The organism is Streptomyces sp. NBC_00158, from assembly GCF_045160885.1.
Classification (GTDB): Bacteria; Actinomycetota; Actinomycetes; order Streptomycetales; family Streptomycetaceae; genus Streptomyces.
Genome location: NZ_CP108161.1, coordinates 5813468 through 5830020, shown reverse-complemented (window position 1 = coordinate 5830020; position 16553 = coordinate 5813468). Strand labels below are relative to the sequence as shown.

The following is a 16553-nucleotide window of genomic DNA, read 5'->3' as shown; positions in this document are numbered from 1 at the left end:
CAGTGGTGCGGGTCCTGCGTCCTCAGTTGAGGAGGAGGGTCAGCCCGCCGATCGTGTATGTGATCATCAGCGCGAGCAGCGGCAGTTGTCCGGCCACCGCCTTCGCCGGGGGGAAGAGGCGTACGGAGCGGTCGTGGGCGGCGATCACACCGAGTACGTGACCCGCGACGACGGCGATCACCTGGAGGGCGGCGAGAGGGCCCGGACCCAAGGGGGGACTGGGGTCGGGGGCGTTGTCAGTGCCGAGTGCCATGCTTACCGTACGTGGTCCTTCGGTCACGAGGAGGGAGAAGTAGTGGGCGGTGAGATAGCCGAGGGCGATCGGTACGAGTGAGTGCGCGAAGGCGGTGAGCGGTCGGGGGTGCGGGCCGCTGACGAGGCGGGTCGCCGCGGCGCACAGGCAGTACAGGGTGGCGACGAGGGCGACGGACGCGAGGAGTCCGAGCGTGGCCGTGGGGGTGCGGCCGAGGGGGGAGGTCTGAAGGGTGTTGATCCAGGCGGGGTTGTCGGAGTAGCCGTCGTAGGCGGTGGAGCCGAGCAGGACGCAGACGGTGGCGACGAGTCCGGGCCGTTCGGGCGTCGCGTCGAGTCCGTGGAAGGGGTTGCGCAGGACCAGGCGGCCGTCGCCGCGGCGGCCGAGGGGGGAGAGCCTGGCCAGGAGGTCGGAGTAGGCCTCGAAGGCGTCGGCTTCGGCGAACCAGCTCTCGCCGTACCGGGCGGCGAGGAGCAGGTGGACGGCGGTGTAGGCGGTGAGGGCACACAGGAGGGTGGTGGTCGATGCGGGATCGGGAGCGACGAGTTCGAGCCAGGTGAAGCCGAACAGTCCGGCGGCGGCGGGCCATTGGCCGGTCCGGGGCGGCAGGGGGCGGCCGGCCCCGGGCGGGCGGCGCCGGGCGCGGGCGAGCAGGCGGTGCAGGGTGCGCAGCGGGTTGAGGAGGCGCCAGACGGGGCCCAGGAGGAGGGAGGCGGGCACGATGCCGACCCACAGCAGGACGTAGACGGCGCCGGGAGCGGGGTTGCGGTCGGGGTCGTCGGGACCGAGGAGGAGGTGGAGGAGCACGGCGAGGGCTGCGGCCAGACCCAGTCCGCGCAGGGCCGTGCGGGTGGCCGGCGCGTCGGCCGCCCGCTGGAGTCCGGCGGGCAGGGAGAGGCCGGAGCGGTCGCCGCGGAAGCGGGAGGAGGACCACAGGAGGCCGAGTGCGAGGAAGGAGACGAAGAGCGCCGTGAAGGCGCCGGCGAAGGCGTAGAAGGGGGAGATCGGCAGATCGTGCTGGGAGCCGATCCCGTGCGCGAGCAGGGTCGAGGGGCCGGGCGGGGCGAGGACCACGGGTTCCGCCGGGCTCATCGGACGAGGAGCTGGGTCAGGACGAGACGGGACTCGTGGGTCTCGACCTCGAAGAGGCCCGTGCGGTCGGCCGTCAGGACCAGGATGGCTTCCTGGCCGGCGGGCAGGGCGAGTTCCTTGTCGTAGCCGTGGACGTGCAGGGTGTCGGCGCGGTCGCTGGTGACGCGCAGGGCCAGGCGGTCGCCCCGCTTCAGTTCGGTACGGCCGGTGGACGGCAGCACCTTTCCGTCCCGGACGGCGATGGTGACGGTCCGGTCGGCCGGCGGGGTCTGCTGGGGCGCCGGTGTCGCCGGTGCCGTCGGGGAACCGGTCGGGGCGGGTGCGGGGTGGCTGTGGGTTCCCTGGCCCGGGGGGCCCGCGGTCAGCGCGACCGCCGCCTCGACCGGCTTGCCGGCAACGGCCCAGGCGGTGTGGTCGTCTGCGTACAGGCGGACGGTCAGGGTGTGCGCGCCCTCGGGCACCTGCGCCGCGGGCAGGTGGTACCAGGGGCCGTACAGCCGGGCCAGCTTGCGGCCGTCGAGCTCCAGGTGGGCGTGGCCGGCGCCGGTCAGTGCCGCGCCGCCGACGCTGTCGGGGGTGAAGCGGAAGCCGGTGACCGCCAGCTGGAGGTTCCAGCCGTCCTCGGAGTCGGGTCGGGCGGTGAGCTTCACCTGGGGCGCTCCCCGTGCGGGGACCTCGCGCAGGCGGTGGCCCGCGCCGTCCTGGGCGTCGAGCAGGGTGCCGGTGTCGCCGGAGGCCTGTTCGTGGGTGGTGCCGGGTTTGTGGTGGGTGGTGGCCCGGCCGCCGCAGCCGGCCGCCGCGCCGCCCGTGAGCAGCAGGAGCAGGGCCACCAGTGCCGCCGTGCGGGCGGGGCTGCGGTGCGGGCGGGACCGGGGGGCGGGTGTCCGGCACACGTCGCACCGGATGCGGGACTCTGCGGGCACGTTCACTGCGGGCCTCCGGTCGTGGGGCGGGGGTCAGGCGGCGGTGCCGTCGGGGCGGGTGGTGGGGGCCGGGGGCTCGGCGGTGGTGGTCAGGGCCGGGGCCGGGCCCGCCGGGACGGGGGCGCGGTCGCCGGCCGGGTCGTCGCCCGGGCCGGCGGGGCGGGCGGGGGCGGCCGGGCCCGGGCGGGCCGAGGCGACGACCGCCCACAGCACCCAGACCACCGCGACCAGGGCCCGTACCCAGGCGGGGCTGAGCGGGATCCACGGGATCATCAGGACGGCCTTGTCGAAGGCGTCCAGCAGGGTCAGGGCGCCCAGGAGCAGGGTGAGGCGCGCCAACCAGGGGCGTCCGGGGCGCAGGGCCAGGCCGGCGCCGGTCCACCACAGGCCGAGCAGGAGCAGGGCCACTGCCGGGACGGGGGTGGCGGCCAGGGGCGTCGTGGAGCCGGCCACGTCCAGGGCCAGCCCGGCCAGGCCGCACAGCGAGGCCGCGGTGCCCAGCCGGGAGCCGCGCAGGCGCCGCCACCACAGGGTGCCGCCGACCAGCAGCAGCACGGCCGCCACCGCCACCGCGATCTGCGTCTCCACCCGTTCCAGGCCCCGGGCGCCGTACCAGTCGCAGCCCGCCGGGAGCTTGCGGGCCTGGACGTTGTAGTCGGCGCAGACCATCAGCTGGGTCAGCTTCACCGGCTCGCCGACCAGCCGGGCGGAGGCGCCGCTGACCTGTCCGCGCTCCTTGCCGCACTGCGGGAGCGTGCCGGGGGTGGACCCGTCGGGGCCGTCCTGCCAGCAGTTCCCGCTGCCCTGGCCGTCCCACCACACGTCGGTGCCGTTCGGCCGGGAGGCCCCGGACCTGTCCTTGCCGAGCACGTTGCCCGCGTACCGGTTGTGGTGGGAGGTGTCGGTCTGCTTGGACCACTTCTCCTCGCCGCGGATGAAGGCCGGGACGGCGCTGAGGAAGAAGCCCGCGCGCCGGTGCCCGTACACCCAGTTGTCCTCGTAGAGGTTCCAGTTGCCTCCGGCGGTGATGATGCCGGTGCCGGGCGGCATGGAGATCTGCGGGCAGACCACCCCCTGCTCGTAGCCGCGTTCCACGGGCGGTTTGGCGCAGGTGCCGTCGGCGACGTAGTGGTAGTAGTCGGCGTTGTTGTCGTGGATGAGGTTGCGTTCGAAGCGGGCGTGGTTCTGCGGGAGTCCGGGGTGTCCGGGGAAGGCGCTGTCCATCGAGGCGCCGCCCATGTTCTGGTCGAACTCGTTGTCGTGGACCCACACCGAGTCCCCGGCGGTGCCGGAGTAGCCGACCATGTTGTGGTGGCTGCGGCAGCCGGTGATCTCGATGGAGTAGCGGGGCACGTCGTAGCCGCGCCCGTCGTTGATGTTGGAGGCGCTGCCGGGGTAGATCCCCGAGTCTCCGTTGCCGTAGGACTCGCAGTTCTTGTAGAGCCCGTGGTCGCTGGCGAAGGTCAGGAAGCCGTACTCGTCGTTCCAGCGGGTCAGGACGTCGTCGATGACGAAGCCGTCGCCGGCGAGTACGTACAGGGAGTTGAAGGTGGTGCGCTGCGCGGTGAAGTTCCGGAAGTAGATGCCGTTGGACCGGTCGGCCCGGATGGCGTTCAGCTTCTGGTACTTGGCGTCGATGACGACGTCCGTGCGGGCGGCTCCGGTGCCCTCGATCTGCAGGTTCGTCTTGCCGAGGATGGCGACGAGGTTCTGGTTGTGCCGGCACTTCTCCTGCTGCTCGTAGGACAGGATCTGGTAGCCCAGTGAGGAGTTGGGGGCCTTGAGGCCGGCGCACTCCCCCGCCGGCGCGGGCAGCGAGGGCTCCTCCTCGTAGAGGCCGGGCAGGACCGCGATGTTCATCCCGGGCCGGTCGACGGCGTCCACGGCCTGCTGGAGGTGGCGGTAGCCGTTCTTCTCGCAGCGTTCGTAGAGGTCGAGGTTGCGCTGCCGGAGTTCCTGCGGGAAGCCGGCCACGCGGCGTTCGAAGGCGGGCCGGTCGGTCTTGCAGACCAGCAGGTCGGGCTCGGCGGCCCGGTAGGCGGGGACGGATCCGGTGCCGTCGGGGAGGGCGACGGGGCGCTCCTCGTGCGCGCGGGCGGCGGGCGCGGCGGCGAGGAGGGACAGGAGGGCGAGGAGGGCGAGGAGGGCGGCGAGGAGCGCCGCCGGCACGGCAGGGAACCTGCGGGTCCACGACATGCGCGAGAGAGTAGAGCAATGTTCATCTTTTGGGATCCCCCCGCGCACGATCCCGTGCGATCTCGCGGGATCGTGCGCGACCCAGCGGAATCCCGCCGAATTCCACGAGGGGGCGCGCGTCGGCCGCAAGACGCCGTTGACGCGGAGGGGCCCGGAATCCTACTGTCGACCATAGGATTCCTTCTACGGAGCGGGAGCAGCCCATGAGTGAGCAGGCCAGGAAGACGGCGGAGGCGCTGGAGTACCTCACCGGCTTCGGGAACGAGCACGGTTCGGAGGCCGTGCCCGGCGCGCTCCCGCTCGGCCGCAACTCGCCCCAGCGCGCCGCCCTCGGCCTCTACGCCGAGCAGCTCAGCGGCAGCGCCTTCACCGAGCCGCGCCGCCACAACCGCCGTTCGTGGCTCTACCGGATCCGCCCCTCCGCCGCGCACCCGGCCTTCACCCGTGTGGACAACGGCGCCCTGCGCACCGCGCCCTTCACCGACGCCGTCCCGGACCCCAACCGGCTGCGCTGGAACCCGCTGCCCGACCCGGCCCCGGGCACCGACTTCCTGGCCGGCCTGTGGACCCTCGGCGGCAACGGCGACGCCACCCAGCGCACCGGCATGGCCGTCCACCTCTACTCCGCCAACGCCGACATGACCGACCGGGTCTTCAGCGACTCCGACGGCGAGCTGCTGATCGTCCCCGAGCGCGGCGGCCTGCTGCTGCGCACCGAGCTCGGCCTGCTGAGCGCCGGCCCGGGCGAGGTGGCGCTGATCCCGCGCGGCGTCCGCTTCCGCGTCGAGCTGCTGGACGGCGACGCCCGCGGCTACGTCTGCGAGAACTACGGGCAGCCCTTCGAGCTGCCGGACCTCGGCCCGATCGGCGCCAACGGCCTGGCCGCGGCGCGGGACTTCCGGGCGCCGGTGGCCGCGTACGAGGACGTGGAGCGCCCGACCGAGGTGGTCAACAAGTTCTGCGGCAACCTCTGGTCCGCGACCTACGGCCACTCGCCGCTCGACGTCGTCGCCTGGCACGGCACGCACGTCCCGTACGTCTACGACCTGCGCAGGTTCAACGTGATCGGGTCCATCAGCTACGACCACCCCGACCCGTCGATCTTCACCGTGCTGACCTCGCCGTCCGACACCCCGGGCCTGGCGGGCGTGGACTTCGTGGTGTTCGCCCCGCGCTGGCTGGTCGGCGAGGACACCTTCCGCCCGCCGTACTTCCACCGCAACGTGATGAGCGAGTACATGGGCCTGATCGAAGGCGCCTACGACGCCAAGGCCGAGGGGTTCGTGCCGGGCGGCGGCTCGCTGCACAACATGATGTCCGCGCACGGACCGGACCGGGAGACCTTCGACAAGGCCAGCGCCGCCGAGCTCAAGCCGCAGAAGATCGACGACGGCCTGGCCTTCATGTTCGAGACCCGCTGGCCGATCACCGCCACCCCCCAGGCGGCGGGGGCCGAGCACCTCCAGCGCGGATACGACGACGTATGGGAGGGTCTCCAGCGGCACTTCCGTGCCTAACATGCCGGTGTCCACCTGCGCACCGCCCCACCCCGCCGGCCGATGACGGCCGGCCCGTACGGAGAACGACCCGTGACCGCCTTCGCCCCCGACTCCCTGGTACTGAACCGGAAGCTGCCGCTCTGGTACCAGGTGTCCCAGTCCCTGCGCGCCTCGATACTGGGGCGCACTCCGGACGCCTCGCTGCGGCTGCCGACCGAGGAGCAGCTCGCCGAGCACTACGGGGTGAGCGTGCTGACCATGCGGCAGGCGCTCAAGGAGCTGGAGGGCGAGGGCCTCATCAGCCGGCACCGGCGGCGCGGGACCTTCATCGAGCCGGGCGCGATGCGCAGCGCCCCGGTACGGCTGCTCGGCTCGGTGGACGCGATCGTGGCCCAGCAGTCGGGTGACCTGACGACGGTGCTGGGGCACGAGCGCACCGCCGTGGCCGGGGAGCTGCTGGAGCACTTCCCGGACACGGCGGAGGTGGTCACGTACCGCAGGCTCCGGCGCGACGGCGAGAGCGGGGAGCCCACCAACTGGGCGGAGAACGCGGTCCGTCCGGAGCTCGCCGACGCGGTGGACCTGGCCGACCTGGAGCGCTGGCCGATGACCAAGGTGCTGCGCGACGTGGTGGGCGTACGGATCAGCCGGATCACGGACACCGTCGAGGCGCGGCTGGCCGACCCGGTCACGGCGGAGCTGCTGGAGGTCCCGCTGCTGAGCCCGATCCTGCACTACACCGGCGTGACCTACGACGAGGACGGGCGGGTCGTGGACGTGGCCCGGATCCGGTACCGGGGGGACCGGTTCTCCTTCACGGTGACCGTCGAAGCGCCCTAGGAAGGGACGGCCAGGCCGGTCGCCCCCGGGCGCGGCGCGCTACTTCTGCTGTTCGTTCTCGTCCGTGAGGCGCTCGCCCTCGGCCTGCGAGGGCGTGGTGCGCATCGTCTGGGGGTGGTGGCGCTGCTCCCTCTCCCGCTCGTCCATGTCCTCGTCGAGCCGCTCGCCCTCGGCCTGCGACGGGGTCGAATACTCGTCGTACATGCTCATGGCCGGCTCCTCGGTCGGTACGGATCCGCAGTCCGGTGGGCGCGGAACCGCACATACGCGACGTATGCGTACATAAGGAGCGTAACGCTTCGGCCGGGACACGGCCCCGCCCCGTCGGGCCGTCGCTACCATCTGCCGGGTGAGCGCTGACGTACCGCTGCTGGACGATCTGATGCCCTGGGCCGTGGGCGGCCTGCGCCTTGGCCGGGACTGGGTGGCGGCGCCCGATCCCGCCACCCTGCGCGCCCGGTGGACGGCCCTGACCGGTGCCGAAGGGGCGGAGCGGGAGCGGCTGTTCCGCCCGAGCCGGACCCGTACGCCCTCCGCCGGGGCGGCCGCGCTGCCCGGCCAGCGCTCGGCGACCGCCCGGTTCGCCGACGCGCCCGGCGCCTTCCCGGACCCCGTACGGGTGCTCCTCGCGCCCTTCGACGAGCAGTGGCTGCTGCCCGACCAGCGGCTCATCGACTCGGCCCGCCCGGAGCTGTGGCGGGTGCGCGACGCGCAGCAGGTGTTCCTGCTGGAGGCCCCCGGCCTGCTGGCCACCGCCCACCTCCCGGCGGGGCGGCTCGGCCGGATCCGCCCGCTGCACCGGCGCCCCGGCGGGGCCGAGCCGAATCTGGCGCCGGGCCTGCTGCCCCTGCTGGGCGGGCGCCACGGCGGCTGGGTCACCCCGGAGGACGTACTGTGCTGGATCCTCGCCGCCGGGCGGCCGGGGCCCCGGGGGTACGAGGTCCCTCTCGCGGCGGACCCGGAGCGCTGGCGGGCCGGCCTGGAGCTGGGCCACCGGCTGCTGACGGTCCAGCTGCGCGGGGCGCGCGGCGGGGAGCCGCCCCGGCTGCCCGGCGGGCGGCGGCCGTACGTCCGGGCGGCGGTCACGGGCTGGCCGGAGGGGCTCGGCTACGACGCGGAGAGCGAGACGCTGACCCTCGGGGACGGGGCCGTCTCCCCGGTCCCGGAGGGGGCCTGGGAGTACGAGGTCCAGGGTGTGCGGGTGCTGGAGGGGTGGTTCGCCGCCCGGAGCGCGCACCGGGATCCGCAGGCGGGCGGGCTGGAGGGGCTGGGGCCGGCCGAGTGGCCGCAGTCCTGGACCTCGGAGCTGCTGACCCTGGTGACGACCCTGGCGCTGCTGGCCGGGCTGGCGCCGGAGCGGGCGGCGTTCACCCCCGGGCCGCTGCTGCCGGCCGCGGAGCTGGAGGCCGCCGGGGTGCTTCCCCCGCCGCGCTGGGCCCGGCGTCCGGCCTCGGTGCTGGACCACCAGGAGGAGGGGCCGGGCGGGCAGTTCGCGCTGCTCTGACCCCCGCCCCCGCCCCCGCCCCTGCCCCTGCCCCTGTCCCGGCCCCTCCCCGGGGGCCCCTCAGGACCAGCCGGCCAGCAGCCGGGACACCGCGCGGTCGAAGACCTCCGTCATGTCCGTTCCGGCGGCGGTCACCGGCGTGCCCTCGGTGAGGGCCGCCGTGAGCCTCGGGTACTCCCCCGTCGCCAGCCGCGAGCCGAGCCAGGCGGTGCGTACGCCTTCCTCGGCGGCCTCGCTCCAGGGCAGCGAGCGGGCCCGTTCGGCCAGGGCCAGTTCCCCCGCCACGAAGGTGGCCACCGAGCCGTTGACGGACGCGATCAGCTCCAGTTTCCCGGCCCCGGACACCTCCAGCGGCTCCAGGCAGGCCAGGCTGTGCTCCAGGTACCGCAGGGCGTTGGGGCTGAAGCCGTAGACCGGACTGAGCAGCCGGGGCAGCCAGGGGTGGCGGTGCATCACGTCCCGGGTCTGCCGGGCCAGGGCGAGCAGGTCCTCGCGCCAGCGGCCGGTCGGCGGGGTGAGGTCGTACTCCGCGCTGACCGCGTCCACCATCAGCTCGTACAGGTCCTCCTTGCGGGGGACGTAGTTGTACAGGGACATCGTCCCCGCACCGATCCCGGCCGCCACCCTCCGCATGGAGACGGCCTCGATCCCCTCCGCGTCGGCGATCCGCACGGCCTCGGCCGCGATCGAGTCGCGGCTGTGGGCGGGCCGGGGCCCGCGTCCGGCCCGCTGCGGGCGGGCCCAGATCACTTCGGGTTCAGCGGGGCGCCCACCGGCTGTCATCGGTCACATCACCTCGTCGTCGTCTCCGCCCACCATCTTAGTTACGTACGCCGTACGTAGTGCGGTAGGGTGCGACACATGACGACTACGTACGCTGTACTTAGTGAGGGTCTGGAGAAGCACTACGGCGAGGTGCACGCCCTGCGCGGGCTGGACCTGGCCGTGCCGGAGGGCACCGTCTGCGGGCTGCTGGGCCCCAACGGCGCGGGCAAGACCACCGCCGTGCGGATCCTGACCACGCTCACCGCACCCACCGCCGGCCGCGCCCTGGTCGCCGGCCACGAGGTCACCGCCGACCCGGCCGCCGTACGCCGCGCCATCGGCGCCACCGGCCAGTACGCCTCCGTCGACGGGGACCTGACCGGCCGGGAGAACCTCCGGCTGTTCGCCCGCCTCGCCGGACTGCGGGGGCGGGCCGGGCGCGAGCGCGCGGACGGGCTGCTGGAGCGGTTCGGCCTCGGCGAGGCCGCCGACCGGGTGGCCTCCACCTGGTCGGGCGGTATGCGCCGGCGCCTGGACCTGGCCGCCGGACTGGTCACCCGCCCCCGGGTGCTCTTCCTCGACGAACCCACCACCGGGCTGGACCCGGCGGCCCGCGAACAGATCTGGACGGCGGTGCGCGGCCTCGCCGACGAGGGCACCACCGTGCTGCTGACCACCCAGTACCTGGAGGAGGCCGACCGGCTCGCCGACGACATCGTCGTCGTGGACCGGGGCCGCGCCGTGGCCACCGGCACCCCGGCCGGCCTCAAGGCCCGGATCGGCGCCCGCGCCGAGGTCACCGTCACCGAGCGGGCCGCCCTCGCGGGCGCGGCCGTGGTCCTCGACCGGCTCACGGGCGGGCGGCCCGCCCTGGACGAGGAGCGGCTCACCGTCGGCGTGACCGTCCTCGACGGCGGGCTCACCCTGCCCGGGATCATCCGCGAACTCGACACCGCCGGGATCCCGGTGACCGACGCGAGCCTGCGCCCGCCCACCCTCGACGAGGTGTTCCTGCGCCTCACCCGGACCCCCTCCGCCACCCCGCACGACAAGGAGCACGCGGCATGACCACCCTGCTTTCGGACGGCGGCGCCGTCCTCACCCGCCAGCTCCAGAAGGCCCGGCACGCCCCGGCCCTGCTGGTGCTGACCCAGACCATGCCGATCATGATGCTGCTCTTCTTCGGCTACGTGTTCGGCAGCGCGCTCGCCATGCCGGGCGCCGAGTACCGCGAGTTCCTGGTGCCCGGCCTGCTCGCCGCGACCGCCGCGAACGGCCTGATGACCGGCATGTTCACGGCCGCGCAGGACGCCCACCGGGGGGTCATGGACCGCTTCCGGACGCTGCCGATGAGCCGGGCCGCGGTCCCCCTGGGGCAGACCGCCGCCGATCTGCTGACCACGGCCGTGTCGATGGTGCCGCTGATGCTGGTGGGGCTGGCGATGGGCTGGCGGGTGGAGAACGGGCTGCCCGGGGCGCTGGCGGCGCTCGGCGTGCTGCTGCTGTTCCGCTTCGCCACCGCCTGGGTGGGCACGTACCTCGGGCTGGTGAGCCGCAGCGAGGAGGCCGCGGGTCAGCTCGGCAGCGCCACCTTCGTCCTGCCGATGCTGTCCAGCGCGTACCTGCCGACAGCCGGGCTGCCCGGCTGGCTGCGGGCGGTCGCGGAGTGGAACCCGATCAGCGCCGTCGCCACCGCCGTGCGGGAGCTCTGCGGGAACGCGGGCGGCGCGGCCACGGCACCGGACGCGGCCTGGCCCGCGGCGCATCCGGTGGCGGGCGCGGTGCTGTGGTCGCTGCTGCTCCTGCTGCTGTTCGTACCGCCGGCCACGCGCCGGTTCGCGCGCGGCCGGGGCTGAGGACGGGTCGGAACCCGGCCTCCGGCGAGGGTTACGGGAGGGGCGTGACCGGCACCTGCACGGTCACCGGGACCGTCTCCGTGTGCAGGTTGCCGTCGAGCGCGTCCGTCAGGGACGTCTGCGTGCCGGCGGTGAAGCGGCAGCCGACGACGGCGATCCCGCACACCCGGTAGCGGACGACCACCGAGGCGGTCGCGCCGGACCGGACCGCCCCCACCGTCTGCGGCACCGGGCCGAGCCGGGTGATCCCGGACCCCGTGGGCAGGGCGTCGAGGAGCTTGACGTTGAAGGCGTCGCCGGAGCCGGTGTTCCGGATCCGGTACTCCACGCTCAGCGTGCGGGAGAGGTAGTTGCCGAGTCCGCCCCAGTAGGCGCGGTGGGTCACGGCCACCTGCGGCTGGAGGGGCTCGACGTTCCCGAGGAGGTCCAGGCCCCACGACTTGCCGCTGCCGGGCGTGACATCGGCGTTGACCGAGAAGAATCCGCTGCCCACCGTGCCCCGGTAGGCGTTCGTCGGGGTGGAGTCCGGTACGACCTGCCAGGTCCCGACCCCCGACGCGACGGTCCCGTTGTACGAGAGCTCGGGCGCGTCACAGCCGCCGCCGTCCAGCCGCACGGTCACGGACCCCCGCGCGTTGGTGAGGGTGACCTGGGTGCCGTCCGGAGGGAGCGCGGCCTGCGTACCGCCCACCCGGAAGGGCAGGTTGACGGCCAGTTGGGTGGGCAGCGAGGAGAAGACACCGGCAGCCAGCGCGTCACTGCCGCTGAGCGTCCGGCCGTCGGTGAGCGGTCCGGCGGGACAGCCCGCGGAGCTCGCCACCGCAGCGTCGGCACCGGACGCGTTCACGGTCACCGGAACCGGGCCCGCCGCCCCGGCCGGGGACGCCGTCACCGCCACCCCCGCCAGCAGCGCTATCACGACGACCGCCGCGCGCCGGGCTGCGGAGCGGGCGGGGGATGCGGCGGCGGTCGGGGCTCTCATGGGCGACCCTTCGGTACGGCGCGACGGCGGACGCCCGCACCTTACGCATACAATCCGGACATTCCACTGGACTTGGGCTCCGGACACGGGTGACAGACCCGGCTTCCACCCGGTAGGCAGACCCCATGGCTACCGAACCCCTCCCCCTCGCCGGCCTCACCGTCGTCGCCGTCGAACAGGCCGTCTCGGCCCCCTTCGCCACCCGCCAGCTCGCCGACCTCGGAGCCAGGGTGATCAAGGTCGAGCGCCCGGACGGCGGCGACTTCGCGCGCGGCTACGACACCGCCGCGGGCGGCCTGGCCTCGCACTTCGTGTGGGCCAACCGCGGCAAGGAGTCCCTCACCCTCGACCTGAAGGACCCGCGCGGGCTGGAGGTGCTCCACGGCCTGCTCGACGGGGCCGACGTCTTCGTGCAGAACCTCGCGCACGGGGCCGCCGCCCGGCTCGGCATCGACGCGGCCTCGCTGTGCGCCCGCTACCCGCGCCTGGTGGCCGTGGACGTCTCCGGCTACGGCGCGGAGGGCCCGTACGCCCACAAGCGCGCCTACGACATGCTCGTGCAGTGCGAGGCGGGGCTGGTCTCGGTGACCGGCACCCCGGAGCGGGCGGTGAAGGCGGGGATCCCGGCGGCGGACATCGCGGCCGCCATGTACGCCTTCTCGGGGGTGCTCGCGGCCCTGCTGCGCCGCGGCGTCACCGGGCGCGGCGGGCCGGTGGAGGTGTCGATGCTGGACGCGCTCGCGGAGTGGATGGGGCATCCCCTGCACCACACGATGCACGGCGGGGAGCAGCCCGCGCGGACCGGGCTCGCGCACGCGGTGATCGCGCCGTACGACGCCTACGCGACGGCCGACGGGGACCGGGTGCTGCTGTCGGTGCAGAACGACCGGGAGTGGCGGCGCCTGGCGGCCGGGGTACTGGAGCGGCCGGACCTGGCGGATGACCCGGCGTACGCGACGAACGCGGCCCGCACGCGGGGGCGGGAGAAGACGGACGCGGTGGTGGCCGAGGCCCTGGGCCGGCTCGGGGCGGACGAGGCCGTGGCGCGGCTGGAGGCGGCCGGGATCGCCTGCGCGCGGCTCAACTCGGTGGCCCAGCTGGCCGGGCACCCGCAGCTGGCGGCACGGGACCGCTGGCGGGAGGTGGATTCGCCGGCGGGCCCCCTGCGGGCACTGCTGCCGCCGATCGGGCTGCCGGGCGGCGCGGAACCGCGGATGGGTGCGGTGCCCGCGCTCGGCGAGCACACCGACGCCCTGCTGCGCGCCCTGGGGATGACGGACGCGCAGATCACGGCACTGCGCCGGGACGGTGTGATCGCCTGAGGCCGGGGTGACGCGGGGTCCCTGAGGACGCCGTACGGGGGACGGGGCCGGGCCGCAGCCGGACGGGGGGCCGGCTGCGCGGACGGTCAGGTGCGGCGGCTGCCGAAGAGCGTGCGCCGCAGCCTGCGCAGCGGCGCGAAGAGCGCGACGCGCGCGCTCCGGCTCCGCTGTACGTGCGTGTGGTCGCGCGAGGTGAGCTCGCGCATCAGCAGGGTCGCCTCGGCGACCTCGTGGCGCGGGGCGGCGGGACCGCCCAGCACGGCGAGGTGGCGGTCGAGGCGCGAGCTGACCGCGCTGCTGCCGCAGGTGATGGCAGGCACGCGGGGCGGCCTGCTGCGCATCGTTATCTGTTCCATGTCTCTCCCCACCCGTACGAGGGCACCCGGCCCGGGCAGGGTAACCCTATCGCCCCCGCAACGCCCGCGGGTATCCCGGTGGTGTGAATTACCCCTGTAATTACGGGTAGTTGACGATTACTCAGCGGAGTCGACCGTCACTCTCCGTACCAATGGGCCGACTTGGGGGCCCTCGCGCAGCGGTCGGTGACAGTGTCGTCACGACGGGGGCCACCCGGCGGGTACTGCGCTAACTTGGAGTGATCACCCGGTGACGCAGGGGGGTTCGCGTGAACGGTAACGAAAGCGGGGACGCCGGGCGTGTCATCGCCGGCCGGTACCGGCTGCTGGGCCGGTTGGGGCGGGGCGGCATGGGCGTGGTCTGGCGGGCCCGCGACGAGGTGCTGGGCCGGGAGGTGGCCGTCAAGGAGGTGCGGGCCCCCGCCGGGCTGGACGCGGCCGAGGTCGAGCGGATGTACCGGCGGCTGGAGCGGGAGGCCTGGGCGGCCGCCCGCGTCTCGCACCGCGGGGTGGTCACGGTCTACGACGTGGCGGCCGAGGAGGGCCGCCCGTGGATCGTGATGGAGCTGGTGCGCGGTCTCTCCCTGGCGGAGGTGCTGGAGGGCGAGGGCCCGATGACCCCGCAGCGGACCGCGCACATCGGCGAGCAGGTCCTGACCGCGCTGCGCGCCGCGCACGACGCCGGGGTGCTGCACCGGGACGTGAAGCCGGCCAACGTACTGGTCGCCAATGACGGCCGGGTGGTGCTGAGCGACTTCGGGATCGCCCGCCTGGAGGGCTCCGCCGCGCTCACGATGCCCGGCGAGGTGGTCGGCTCCCCCGAATTCCTGGCCCCGGAGCGGGCGTTGGGCGGCGAGCCCGGCCCGGAGTCGGACCTGTGGTCGCTCGGGGTGATGCTCTACGCGGCCGTGGAGGGGGTCTCGCCCTTCCGGAAGGACACCCCGCTGTCCACCCTCCAGGCCGTCGTGGACTCGGAGTTGCCCCCGCCGCGCCGGGCCGGGCCGCTGGAACCGGTGCTGGAGGGGCTGCTGCGCAAGGACCCGGCCCTGCGGCTGTCCGCCGCGGAGGCCGCCCGGATGCTGCGGATCGTCGGCGCGGGCGGGGCGGTACGGGACCCCGGCGGGCCGGTGTCGCCGGTTTCGCCGGTGCCGGGGCCGGACGCGCCGACGGTGGCCGCACGGGCGGGATCCGGGGCGGGATCCGGGACGGGGTACGGGGGGCAGACCCCGCCGGTGCCGGTGCCGACTCCGGTGTCGGCGCCCGGCCGGGAGCCCGGGGGCGGGACCGGCGGGCGGGCGGGGGCGGTGCTGACCCTCGGGATCGTGGTGCTGCTGCTGGGGCTGGTCCTGCTGGGGTGGCTGCTGCTGCGGGACACCGGGGGCGGTGGGGCCACGCCCTCCCCTTCCCCCTCGGCCTCCGCCCCGGCGACGGCTTCCGCCTCGCCCTCCGCTTCGGCCTCGGCGTCCGCCAGTGCCAGCGCCGCGCAGAGCGTCACCCTGTACGCGCACGCCACCCGCCCCGAGTACGCCGGGAGCTGCCCGCCGGCCGGGACGGTCGCGCCCGCCTTCACCGGGACCATCGAGGTGGCCCGGGTCCCGGCGGTGGTGGAGTACCGCTGGGTCAGGCGCGGCGCGGGCGGGGGGCCGGCCTCCGACTGGCAGAGCATCGTGTACGAGGAGGGCGGGGCGCGCACCCGCCAGCTGGACCACACCGAGCCGGGCGATCCGGCGGGCGCGACCTTCCGCGACGCGGTCCGGCTGGAGGTCCGGGCGCCGGCGCAGACGGCGTCGGCGTGGCTGGAGTACTCCCTGACGTGCGAGAAGCGGACCCCGACGGGCGGGACCCCCTCCCCCGGCTCTCCCGGGCCCTCCGGTTCCCCGGCCGGGACACCGACGCCGACGCCCGCGCCCACACCGAGCGCGGGCGTCAGCCCCTAGGGACGGACCCCGCGGATCGGGGCCTGTCGGATCAGACCTTGCCGGAGAAGACCGGCAGGTAGCCGCCGGACTGTCCGGCGGCGGTGGGGTGGTACGACTCGCCGATGTTGGTCCAGTTGACGCTGTGCAGCCAGGCGCTGCCGGAGCAGATCTCGTGGCCGGTGAAGGCTCCGACGACCGAGGCGAAGGTGAAGCCGTGGTCGGCGGCGCGCTTGGCGACGGCGGCGTTGAGGTAGTCGGCCGCGCCGTTGATGGCGGAGCGTTCGCCCTCGGTCAGTCCTGCGACGCAGCTGCCGTTCAGCTTGTAGAAGCGGGGATAGCCGATGACGACGACCTTGGCGGAGGGGGCGCGGCCCCGGATCGCGTCGTAGACCTGGTCGAGCTGTCCGGGGAGGGTGGTGTCGACGTACCGCTTGGCCTCGTTGACCCGGCTGACGCAGGTGGATTCGGACTGCAGGACGCAGGTCGTCATCACGTCAGAGAATCCCGCGTCGTTGCCGCCGACCGTGATGCTGACGAGGTCGGTGCCGGAGTTGAGGGGGCCGAGCTGGCCGGAGAGGACGTCACCGGTACGGGCGCCCGAGCAGGCGGTGAAGGAGAAGGTCTGCGGGGAGTGGGCCGCGGCCCACAGGGCCGGGTAGGCGCGGGAGGTGCGCTTGCAGTTGCCGCTGGAGCTGTCGTAGTTGCCGGCGCCGACGCCGGAGGAGTACGAGTCGCCGAGGGCCACGTAGCCGAAGTCGGCCGCGGCGGACGCCTGGCCGGCTCCGAACAGGGCGGCGCCCGCGGCGAGTAACAGGGAGGAGGTCAAGGCGGCGAAACGCGACATTCTCTTGCTCATGTGTGTGCGGCTCCTTGTGGGGGGTTACTACTGAGTCCGTGGTACAAGCAGTCGGGGCTGGCTGGAAGTGTTCATGCCAAGGAGGTATGGGGCGGGAATCTTCACCCGCGGCGGGTTTGAAGAGGGAACACGTCCACCCGATCCGGCGAAACACAGGTGCACGGGGGCAGTTCGTGCCGGATCATGGGCG

General features: G+C 74.3%; 15 protein-coding genes. 7 read left to right on the top strand and 8 right to left on the bottom strand.

Annotated features, from left to right (window positions below):
• Nucleotides 1-22 precede the first annotated feature (22 nt).
• The 3 genes from OG553_RS26790 to OG553_RS26780 all read right to left on the bottom strand — a co-directional run bounded on the left by OG553_RS26790 (nt 23) and on the right by OG553_RS26780 (nt 4464).
• Nucleotides 23-1345: a hypothetical protein gene (locus OG553_RS26790; RefSeq protein ID WP_405981422.1), complete on the bottom strand. Its 1323-nt coding sequence runs from the start codon at nt 1343-1345 to the stop codon at nt 23-25.
• The gene (locus OG553_RS26785) at nt 1342-2238 is read right to left on the bottom strand and encodes a hypothetical protein (RefSeq protein ID WP_405983148.1); all 897 of its coding nucleotides are present in this window, start codon (nt 2236-2238) and stop codon (nt 1342-1344) included. Before OG553_RS26785 ends, OG553_RS26790 begins: the two co-directional genes overlap by 4 nt.
• Before the next feature lie 63 nt (nt 2239-2301).
• On the bottom strand, nt 2302-4464 hold the full coding sequence (locus OG553_RS26780) for a right-handed parallel beta-helix repeat-containing protein (protein WP_405981421.1): 2163 nt from the start codon (nt 4462-4464) through the stop codon (nt 2302-2304).
• Nucleotides 4465-4667: 203 nt separating this feature from the next.
• Here OG553_RS26780 and hmgA point away from each other — a divergent pair, with 203 nt between their 5' ends.
• Together hmgA and OG553_RS26770 are read left to right on the top strand one after the other, a co-directional pair.
• Nucleotides 4668-5981, top strand: coding sequence for a homogentisate 1,2-dioxygenase (gene hmgA, locus OG553_RS26775; protein ID WP_405981420.1), 1314 nt, complete (start codon nt 4668-4670; stop codon nt 5979-5981).
• Nucleotides 5982-6053: 72 nt separating this feature from the next.
• The gene (locus tag OG553_RS26770; protein ID WP_405981419.1) at nt 6054-6803 is read left to right on the top strand and encodes a GntR family transcriptional regulator; all 750 of its coding nucleotides are present in this window, start codon (nt 6054-6056) and stop codon (nt 6801-6803) included.
• Between the two features lie 39 nt (nt 6804-6842).
• Here the strand turns inward: OG553_RS26770 and OG553_RS26765 are convergent, their stop codons facing one another.
• Nucleotides 6843-7013 (bottom strand): hypothetical protein, encoded by a 171-nt coding sequence (locus tag OG553_RS26765; RefSeq protein WP_405981418.1) that lies wholly within the window; start codon nt 7011-7013, stop codon nt 6843-6845.
• A gap of 172 nt (nt 7014-7185) precedes the next feature.
• Here OG553_RS26765 and OG553_RS26760 point away from each other — a divergent pair, with 172 nt between their 5' ends.
• Complete coding sequence (locus OG553_RS26760) at nt 7186-8307, top strand: type ISP restriction/modification enzyme (RefSeq protein ID WP_405983147.1); 1122 nt, start codon at nt 7186-7188, stop codon at nt 8305-8307.
• Between the two features lie 60 nt (nt 8308-8367).
• Here OG553_RS26760 and OG553_RS26755 read toward each other — a convergent pair whose 3' ends face one another.
• Complete coding sequence (locus tag OG553_RS26755) at nt 8368-9090, bottom strand: TetR/AcrR family transcriptional regulator (protein ID WP_405981417.1); 723 nt, start codon at nt 9088-9090, stop codon at nt 8368-8370.
• Nucleotides 9091-9168: 78 nt separating this feature from the next.
• Here OG553_RS26755 and OG553_RS26750 point away from each other — a divergent pair, with 78 nt between their 5' ends.
• Nucleotides 9169-10140, top strand: coding sequence for an ATP-binding cassette domain-containing protein (locus OG553_RS26750; RefSeq protein ID WP_405981416.1), 972 nt, complete (start codon nt 9169-9171; stop codon nt 10138-10140).
• Nucleotides 10137-10928 (top strand): ABC transporter permease, encoded by a 792-nt coding sequence (locus tag OG553_RS26745; RefSeq protein WP_405981415.1) that lies wholly within the window; start codon nt 10137-10139, stop codon nt 10926-10928. Before OG553_RS26750 ends, OG553_RS26745 begins: the two co-directional genes overlap by 4 nt.
• Nucleotides 10929-10959: 31 nt before the next feature.
• Here OG553_RS26745 and OG553_RS26740 read toward each other — a convergent pair whose 3' ends face one another.
• Nucleotides 10960-11910: a hypothetical protein gene (locus OG553_RS26740; protein WP_405981414.1), complete on the bottom strand. Its 951-nt coding sequence runs from the start codon at nt 11908-11910 to the stop codon at nt 10960-10962.
• Nucleotides 11911-12035: 125 nt separating this feature from the next.
• Here OG553_RS26740 and OG553_RS26735 point away from each other — a divergent pair, with 125 nt between their 5' ends.
• On the top strand, nt 12036-13232 hold the full coding sequence (locus OG553_RS26735; protein ID WP_405981413.1) for a CaiB/BaiF CoA transferase family protein: 1197 nt from the start codon (nt 12036-12038) through the stop codon (nt 13230-13232).
• An 86-nt stretch (nt 13233-13318) separates the two neighbouring features.
• Here OG553_RS26735 and OG553_RS26730 read toward each other — a convergent pair whose 3' ends face one another.
• Complete coding sequence (locus OG553_RS26730; protein WP_007263256.1) at nt 13319-13588, bottom strand: hypothetical protein; 270 nt, start codon at nt 13586-13588, stop codon at nt 13319-13321.
• Between the two features lie 269 nt (nt 13589-13857).
• Here OG553_RS26730 and OG553_RS26725 point away from each other — a divergent pair, with 269 nt between their 5' ends.
• Complete coding sequence (locus OG553_RS26725) at nt 13858-15525, top strand: serine/threonine-protein kinase (protein WP_405981412.1); 1668 nt, start codon at nt 13858-13860, stop codon at nt 15523-15525.
• Between the two features lie 31 nt (nt 15526-15556).
• Here the strand turns inward: OG553_RS26725 and OG553_RS26720 are convergent, their stop codons facing one another.
• Entirely contained in the window at nt 15557-16363 is an 807-nt protein-coding gene (locus tag OG553_RS26720) for an SGNH/GDSL hydrolase family protein (protein WP_405981411.1), read from the bottom strand.
• Between the last annotated feature and the right edge of the window lie 190 nt (nt 16364-16553).

Bases quoted from the DNA above. Each gene is read 5' to 3' on its own strand.
- OG553_RS26790 (WP_405981422.1), bottom strand. From the start codon at position 1,345: ATGAGCCCGGCGGAACCCGTGGTCCTCGCCCCGCCCGGCCCCTCGACC.
- OG553_RS26780 (WP_405981421.1), bottom strand. From the start codon at position 4,464: ATGTCGTGGACCCGCAGGTTCCCTGCCGTGCCGGCGGCGCTCCTCGCC.
- hmgA (WP_405981420.1), top strand. From the start codon at position 4,668: ATGAGTGAGCAGGCCAGGAAGACGGCGGAGGCGCTGGAGTACCTCACC.
- OG553_RS26765 (WP_405981418.1), bottom strand. From the start codon at position 7,013: ATGAGCATGTACGACGAGTATTCGACCCCGTCGCAGGCCGAGGGCGAG.
- OG553_RS26760 (WP_405983147.1), top strand. From the start codon at position 7,186: ATGCCCTGGGCCGTGGGCGGCCTGCGCCTTGGCCGGGACTGGGTGGCG.
- OG553_RS26755 (WP_405981417.1), bottom strand. From the start codon at position 9,090: ATGACAGCCGGTGGGCGCCCCGCTGAACCCGAAGTGATCTGGGCCCGC.
- OG553_RS26750 (WP_405981416.1), top strand. From the start codon at position 9,169: ATGACGACTACGTACGCTGTACTTAGTGAGGGTCTGGAGAAGCACTAC.
- OG553_RS26745 (WP_405981415.1), top strand. From the start codon at position 10,137: ATGACCACCCTGCTTTCGGACGGCGGCGCCGTCCTCACCCGCCAGCTC.
- OG553_RS26740 (WP_405981414.1), bottom strand. From the start codon at position 11,910: ATGAGAGCCCCGACCGCCGCCGCATCCCCCGCCCGCTCCGCAGCCCGG.
- OG553_RS26735 (WP_405981413.1), top strand. From the start codon at position 12,036: ATGGCTACCGAACCCCTCCCCCTCGCCGGCCTCACCGTCGTCGCCGTC.
- OG553_RS26730 (WP_007263256.1), bottom strand. From the start codon at position 13,588: ATGGAACAGATAACGATGCGCAGCAGGCCGCCCCGCGTGCCTGCCATC.
- OG553_RS26720 (WP_405981411.1), bottom strand. From the start codon at position 16,363: ATGAGCAAGAGAATGTCGCGTTTCGCCGCCTTGACCTCCTCCCTGTTA.